Source organism: Vibrio sp. V39_P1S14PM300, from assembly GCF_009904765.1.
In the GTDB taxonomy this organism is placed as follows: Bacteria; Pseudomonadota; Gammaproteobacteria; order Enterobacterales; family Vibrionaceae; genus Vibrio; species Vibrio proteolyticus.
The window spans coordinates 1-7,392 of the sequence record NZ_WXWP01000016.1; the positions used below are offsets into that span (position 1 = coordinate 1).

The window sequence follows — 7,392 nt, forward strand, 5'->3', positions numbered from 1 at the left end:
GAATTTACCTAGCTAAACAATACAAAGCTGCTTACGGAAGACTTTTCAAAACAGTCTACGGTTATGAAATTTAATGAGGGAAATATTATGAAGTTCGGACGCAATGCGCTTTTGCTTGCTTCAACCATCGCAACCGCGATCTCTGCCCCAGCAATGGCACGTGATACGATCCAAATCGCTGGCTCTTCAACCGTTTTGCCATTTTCTTCTATCGTTGCAGAAGAGTTCGGCCAAACCTTCCCACAATTTAACACGCCAGTGGTCGGTTCCGGTGGTTCAAGTGGCGGTTTACGTCAGTTCTGTCAAGGTGTCGGTGTCAATACCATCGATATTGCTAACGCCTCACGCGCCATTAAATCTTCTGAAGTGGAAAGCTGCCGCGCGAATGGCGTGACAGAAATCATTGAAGTCAAAGTCGGCTATGACGGCATTGTGTTCGCATCTCGTACCGACAGTGGCACTTTTGCCCTTAAGCCAGAGCATGTGTTTAAAGCGGGTGCAGCACAAATTCCGCAGAATGGCAAAATGGTGTCAAACCCTTACACCAACTGGAAGCAAATTGACGCCTCTCTTCCTGACCAAGAAATTCTGCTTGTGATACCAGGTTCTAATCACGGCACGCGTGAAGTGTACGAAGAGAAAGTCGTTCACCCAGGTTGTGAGACTTTTGCCGAAGTCAAAGCGATGGACAAAAAAGCCAAAGGTAACTTCTGTAATGCGATTCGCACCGATGGTCGCGTAGTTGAAGTCGCTGGCGATTATACCGAAACCCTCGCTCGTCTTGATGCTCAGAAAAATGCGCTTGGTGTATTTGGCCTAAGCTTCTACGACCAAAACCGTGACCGCTTGAAAGTGGCGACCGTTAACGGCGTAACCCCAAGCTTAGATACCATTGGCAGCGGGCAATACCCAGTTTCTCGCCCACTGTTCTTCTACATCAAGAATGCTCATGTCGGTGTAGTACCGGGAATTCTCGAATACGCACAGTTTTTTGTGAGCGAACAAATGGGCGCAACGGGTAGCCAACTTGAAGCGGCAGGCCTTATCCCAATGGATGATAAAGAGCGCGCCCAGGTGTCGCAAAACATTAAAAATCGCAAACTCCTTTAAGGCTCTCTGATTAGCTTGGGCCAGTGTTTTCGGCTCAAGCTAACGCTTTAATAAGGTAAGAATAACAATGAATAATCTGATGCTGATGGTGGTACTACTGGCGGTAATGGCACTGGCTTACCACTTAGGGCTGACGCGCAGTAAAAAAGTAGCATCAACCAATGCTGGAACTCAGCGTTTACACTCTCGCCCTGTTTATCACGGCATGCTAACCCTGCTTTGGTGTGTGGTTCCTGCTTTGTTAATTTGGATAGTATGGAGCCTATGTTCTCCCATACTGATTCAGCAAATGGTAGTTGATAGCCTTCCTACGGATCTGCAGCCAACGGCCGTGGAGGGTACTCACGTACTGATGAATAAACTGCATAATATCGCCAGCGGTTTCGCTGTACTCGATAGCTTTTCTCCTCAAGAAATTACCGCCGCAGACTACTTAAAGCAGTTAGAACAACGCAGCTATTTATTGCTCACTGGTTTGATGGCAACGGTTGCCGCGGCCGGATTAGTCTTCAGCACTCGACAAATTCGCCCTGATCTTCGGGCACGCAACACAGTCGAACGTGCACTGCATATAATACTGATTCTGTGTTCTGGTGTGGCGATTTTAACCACAGTAGGCATTGTTCTTTCGATGGTTGGAGAAGCGTTACGTTTCTTTAGTTTTGTTAGCCCGAGCGAATTTTTCTTCGGCACCACATGGAACCCTCGTTTCTCAACAGTAGGTACAGAGAACCAAACCGGCTTTGGTATGTTGCCATTACTGGCAGGAACCTTTTTAATCGCCTTGATTGCCTTAATCGTCGCTATTCCTATTGGCCTGATGTGCGCCATTTATCTAGCTGAATATGCACCAAGTCGCATTCGCTCGATAGCTAAACCGATTATTGAAGTGCTCGCGGGTATTCCCACCATCGTCTACGGCTTTTTTGCTTTAATCACCGTCGGTCCCTTTCTGAGCGAATTGGGACAGTGGCTCCATATCGATATTCGTGCCACCTCCGCTCTAACCGCGGGGATTGTGATGGGCTTAATGGTGATTCCCTTTATTTCCTCGCTATCCGACGACATTCTTACTCAAGTGCCCAAAACACTAAGAGATGGCTCGCTTGGCCTTGGCGCAACCAAATCAGAGACCATTCGCAAAGTGGTTCTACCTGCCGCGCTACCTGGCGTGACTGGCGCAGTTTTGCTCGCCGCCAGCCGGGCGATTGGTGAAACCATGATTGTGGTTCTCGCTGCCGGAAATAGCCCAGTATTAACCGCCAACCCATTCGAGGCTGTCTCTACTATGACGGTTACCATCGTCAACCAACTGACCGGCGATACCGATTTTGCTAGCCCACAATCCTTAGTAGCCTTTGCACTTGGTTTAACCCTGTTTGTGATCACGCTATGCCTTAATGTGATCGCGCTCGTTATCGTACGTAAGTACCGTGAACAGTATGAGTAACGCCATGGACAACAGCATTCAAATGACTAACCTTCAAGATGACGATGCCTATGCGCAACGTAATGAAACAAAACTGCGCATTGCTCGCTCGCTGAAAAAACGTCACAACAGTGAACGCCGCTTTAGAGCTTTCGGTATTGGCGCGGTTGCCTTAGCGTTAAGTTTTGTGGCGATACTATTCACTTCGATTCTTTCCAAAGGTATTCCAGCCTTTTGGCAAGCGACAGTGACCTTGGATGTCTACTTTGACCCCGATGTCGTGAAAATAGAGCCCAAACCCATCCAACAAAGTGATGAGAGCCCGGCGCAGTTCAATCAACGCATGCTCACATGGCAAAGCAGCGTCGGCATGGTTAATTTCAACCGTATTATTGTCAACAGTTTGGCCAACGAAATCCCTGAAGCGACTCGCTACCAGCGTGATGCGATCAAATTGATCACCAGCGGCGAGCGTTTTGCTTTGCGCGATATGATAGTCAATGATCCTTCACTGGTCGGCCAAACCTTACGTCTTGATTTACTGGCGGAAGCCAACGTCGATGTGTGGTTGAAAGGCAACATCGACCGTGATCTACCCGACTCTCGTCAGCAGTTGAGTGCTCGTACCCGCGCGTGGGCGGATGAGCTCGCTGAACGTGGCGTTATCCAAAACAAATTCAGTACAGCGCTGTTTATGAACGTCGATTCTCGCAGCTCATTAGCTTCGGCTGGCCTTGCTGGGGCGTTTATGGGCTCGGTATTTATGATGCTCATTGTTATGGTATTGGCGGTACCGATTGGCGTCGCTTCCGCGATTTACCTAGAAGAATTTGCCCCAAAAAACAAGTTCACCGATTTGATTGAAGTGAACATCAACAACTTGGCGGCGATTCCTTCGATTGTATTTGGTTTACTGGGCGCTTCAGTGTTTATTTTGTGGTTTAAGCTGCCGCTTTCGGCACCGTTTGTCGGTGGTTTGGTATTAACACTAATGACACTGCCCACAGTGATCATTGCTACTCGCTCAACATTGAAAGCGATACCACCATCGATTCGCCAAGCAGCTCTGGGTATCGGCGCGTCCAAAACTCAAGCCGTTTTCCATCACGTATTGCCTTTGGCACTACCGGGCATTTTGACTGGGGCCATTTTGGGTATCGCCCAAGCATTAGGTGAAACTGCGCCACTGCTCTTGATTGGCATGAGCTCATTTGTCGCCAGCGTACCTGCGACACCGCTCGATCAATCAACCGCGCTACCAGTGCAGATTTTCCTCTGGCAAGGTAACGAACTGCGTAACTTTTTTGAAGCAAGAACGTCTGCTGCAATCACCGTATTGTTAGCATTAATGATTAGCTTAAACGCGCTGGCGATTTGGTTGCGTCGACGCTTTGAAACTCGGTGGTAATAAAGATGATAAGTGAAGCTATTATGAACAAACACTCCCTTGTGATACCACAGGTAAAGAGCACCGCTAAAGAAGCAGCCCAAGCCACACAAATTAAAATGGCCGCGCGTGATGTGACAGTTTTCTATGGTGAAACCAAGGCGCTACACGGCATCGATATGGATATCATTGAGCATGAAGTGGTCGCCTTTATCGGCCCTTCTGGTTGTGGTAAATCGACCTTTTTACGCTGTTTAAATCGTATGAACGACACCATCGACACGGCTCGTGTTGAAGGTTCAGTTACCTTGGACGGGCAAGATATTTATCACCCTAGCTTAGATGTGGTGCAGCTGCGCGCTCAAGTTGGCATGGTGTTCCAAAAGCCTAATCCTTTTCCAAAATCGATTTATGAAAATATCGCCTATGGCCCTAAATTACATGGCCTAGTAGATAACAAATCCGATTTGGATGAAGTCGTCGAAACCAGCTTACGCCGCGCTGGCTTGTGGAAAGAAGTCAAAGATCGCTTATCAGCACCGGGCACCGGACTATCTGGTGGCCAGCAACAGCGTTTGTGTATTGCTCGTGCGATTGCGGTTAACCCTGAAGTGATTTTGATGGATGAGCCTTGTTCGGCGCTTGACCCTATCGCGACCTCGATCATTGAAGATCTGATTGATGAGCTCAAAGGCAGCTACACCATTGCGATGGTGACACACAACATGCAGCAAGCGGCGCGCGTTTCAGATAAAACCGCCTTCTTCCACTTAGGTAACTTGGTTGAACTGAGCGAAACACGTGAGTTGTTCACCAACCCACGTGATAGCCGCACTGAAGATTACATTACTGGCCGTTTCGGTTAACGACTGTTTTAGGAGAATTTTATGACAACTCATGGTGTCGATGGGCACACCTCTCATAGCTACAATAGCGAAATGCGTTCTATTGTGGATAGCGTGGTGAATATGGGTGATTTAGTAATCGTACAGGTGCGGGACGCACTCGATGCGTTTATGACAGGCAATACCGAACTGGCCAAGCAAGTAATTGAACACGATCATAATATCAATTTGTTAGAACTGGCCATTGATCAACGCTGCATTGATATTTTAGTCAAACGCCAGCCCGCAGCCCGCGATTTACGTGCGGTGTTTTCGATCATGAAAGCGATCATGGATCTTGAACGAATTGGCGATCAATCTAAACGGATCGCCCATGCGGTGTTGCGTTTAAAGGAGCACCATCCGGGTGACAAAGACTATTTTGATGGTATTGAATTACAAGAAGATGCGTTTGAAACAATTAACGCGAACGTGATCAATATGCTGCAAAAATCGATGAACGCTTTTCACGATCTCAATGCACACGATGCGCTAGAAGCAGCAATGTTAGATAAACAAATCGACAACAGCTACGGCGATATTTTGCGTCAAAATGATAAAGATATGCTGGTGCAAGGCACTCACTATCAAACCATTTTGGAGATCACGTGGATAGGTCGCGCGGTCGAACGGATTGGCGATCACGCGCGCAACGTTTGTGAGTACACGATTTATTTTGTGACTGGCTTGGATGTTCGTCACCAAAACGATCAAGCGATTGCGGAGCTTTTGGCAAGCCCCAAAAACCAGTCGTCATGATATGACGGGTAGTAAAAAAGGCTGCTCTCCATCGCAGCCTTTTTGTTTTTGGAGCACTGTCGAATGTTACTTACTCATCAACCAAGCCTCCCTACTGGATTGCAATGGTGTTAGTTACCTAGGTTAATTCTAATTACATTGTTGCATTCTTATCGGGATGAACTCATTGACTGCTTAATGGCAAGATCATGACGTTTGTGAATGGTTATTGATTGTGCGCTTTAATACCATGATGGGGAGGATAGTACTTCTTCTTCATTCGTAATGCGACGTTGACCAAAGCAATTAAAACGGGCACTTCAACCAAAGGTCCAATAACGCCTGCAAATGCTTGATCAGAGTTTAATCCAAATACAGCGATTGATACGGCGATAGCCAGTTCGAAGTTATTGCCCGTTGAAGTAAAGGCGATAGAAGCATTTTGGTCGTAAGGGATCCCCATACGTTTCCCGATGTAGAAGCTCACAAAAAACATCACCATAAAATAGATGATCAGTGGCACTGCAATACGGAACACATCCATCGGTAACTCGATGATCATTTCACCTTTCAGACTAAACATCAAAACGATGGTTGCCAAAAGCGCAATCAGGGTGATTGGCGAAATACGCGGGATGAAGACTTCGTTGTACCACTGTTCACCTTTTGCTGAAACTAATAGTTTACGGCTTAAGAAACCCGCTAAGAAAGGGATGCCTAAATAAATTAAGACGCTTTGTGCAATATCCCAGATAGTGATGTCAACAACGAAACTTTCAAGGCCAAAGTAAGGGGGTAAAACAGTAATAAACAGCCACGCCATAAAACTATACGTGACAATTTGAAACGCGCTATTTAATGCAACCAAAGTTGCACCGTACTCTTTGTTTCCGCCGCTGATATCATTCCAAACCAACACCATAGCGATGCATCGAGCAAGGCCGATCAGAATGAGTCCTACCATATAACTAGGTTGATCGCGTAAGAAAATGATGGCTAATGTGAACATCAAAATCGGTCCCACGAGCCAGTTCATCACTAAAGAAAGCATTATCGCGCGTTTGTCACGAGTTACTTCGCCTAGAAGGCTATAATTTACTTTCGCTAATGGAGGGTACATCATTAGGATTAGGCCAATAGCAAGCGGGATATTGGTTGAACCTACAGATAGGCTTTCGTTCCACTGAGCCGACAGAGGGAAGCACACTCCAACCCCGACACCAACGGCCATTGCAAGAAAAATCCATACGGTTAGATATCGATCTAGGAAACTCATTTTTTCAGATGCGCTGGTTTCGCCACAGCTTGAGATATTACTCATACAGACCTCTTTAATATGAAATTGATAAACCAACTGAATAGAGCATTATTCACTTATACCATTCGAGAATGTTTTGCCTTTGATGAACTGCAACTCTGGCTCGATAAGTGCCAAATTATGCTTGAGGGTTATCTCCAGCACTTGCTTAACCCAAGGAGCTAGCCTGGGATTGATTCGGTAGTAAACCCACTTACCACGTCGCTCATCCATAACAAGCTCGTGCTTTCGCAGTTCGGCAAGATGCCGAGAGACTTTGGGTTGACTGAGATTAAGCGCCTCCATGAGATCACACACACAATTCTTCTTGTTTCTGCATTAACAGCAGAGACTTAAGCCGAGTTTCTTCAGCAAATGCTTTGTAAAGAAGGATTGGATCAAACATAGGAACTATTCAACGCAATAAAACATATGAAATATCATATGTTTTATCTTCCGTATGTATCAATTTTTCAATTAAACATGTTCTTCTGAGAGATAAGTTAGTTTGGGAAAAGTAAGTCGATGTCAAATGGCTGTCTTAATG

6 protein-coding genes and 1 pseudogene are annotated in these 7,392 nt (G+C 46.3%); 5 read left to right on the forward strand and 2 right to left on the reverse strand.

All coding sequences use genetic code 11. The annotated features are described in order from the left end of the window. Positions 1-87 precede the first annotated feature (87 nt). The 5 genes from CAG65_RS00885 (at position 88) to phoU (ending at position 5,569) form a co-directional block, all read left to right on the forward strand. The gene (locus CAG65_RS00885) at positions 88-1,110 is read left to right on the forward strand and encodes a substrate-binding domain-containing protein (protein ID WP_094151631.1); all 1,023 of its coding nucleotides are present in this window, start codon (positions 88-90) and stop codon (positions 1,108-1,110) included. A 67-nt stretch (positions 1,111-1,177) separates the two neighbouring features. Then, positions 1,178-2,560: a phosphate ABC transporter permease subunit PstC gene (gene pstC, locus CAG65_RS00890; protein ID WP_161447652.1), complete on the forward strand. Its 1,383-nt coding sequence runs from the start codon at positions 1,178-1,180 to the stop codon at positions 2,558-2,560. Positions 2,561-2,564: 4 nt separating this feature from the next. Further along, on the forward strand, positions 2,565-3,947 hold the full coding sequence (gene pstA / locus CAG65_RS00895) for a phosphate ABC transporter permease PstA (protein ID WP_237666845.1): 1,383 nt from the start codon (positions 2,565-2,567) through the stop codon (positions 3,945-3,947). 98 nt (positions 3,948-4,045) lie between these two features. Next, entirely contained in the window at positions 4,046-4,792 is a 747-nt protein-coding gene (gene pstB / locus CAG65_RS00900) for a phosphate ABC transporter ATP-binding protein PstB (RefSeq protein WP_237668176.1), read from the forward strand. A gap of 21 nt (positions 4,793-4,813) precedes the next feature. Next, positions 4,814-5,569, forward strand: a complete 756-nt coding sequence (gene phoU, locus CAG65_RS00905) for a phosphate signaling complex protein PhoU (RefSeq protein ID WP_094147400.1) — start codon at positions 4,814-4,816, stop codon at positions 5,567-5,569. A gap of 205 nt (positions 5,570-5,774) precedes the next feature. On the opposite strand, the gene arsB is transcribed toward phoU, so the two are convergent. Continuing rightward, entirely contained in the window at positions 5,775-6,869 is a 1,095-nt protein-coding gene (arsB, locus tag CAG65_RS00910) for an ACR3 family arsenite efflux transporter (RefSeq protein ID WP_094132658.1), read from the reverse strand. A gap of 45 nt (positions 6,870-6,914) precedes the next feature. Next, positions 6,915-7,251, reverse strand: a pseudogene (locus CAG65_RS00915) (metalloregulator ArsR/SmtB family transcription factor). Between the last annotated feature and the right edge of the window lie 141 nt (positions 7,252-7,392).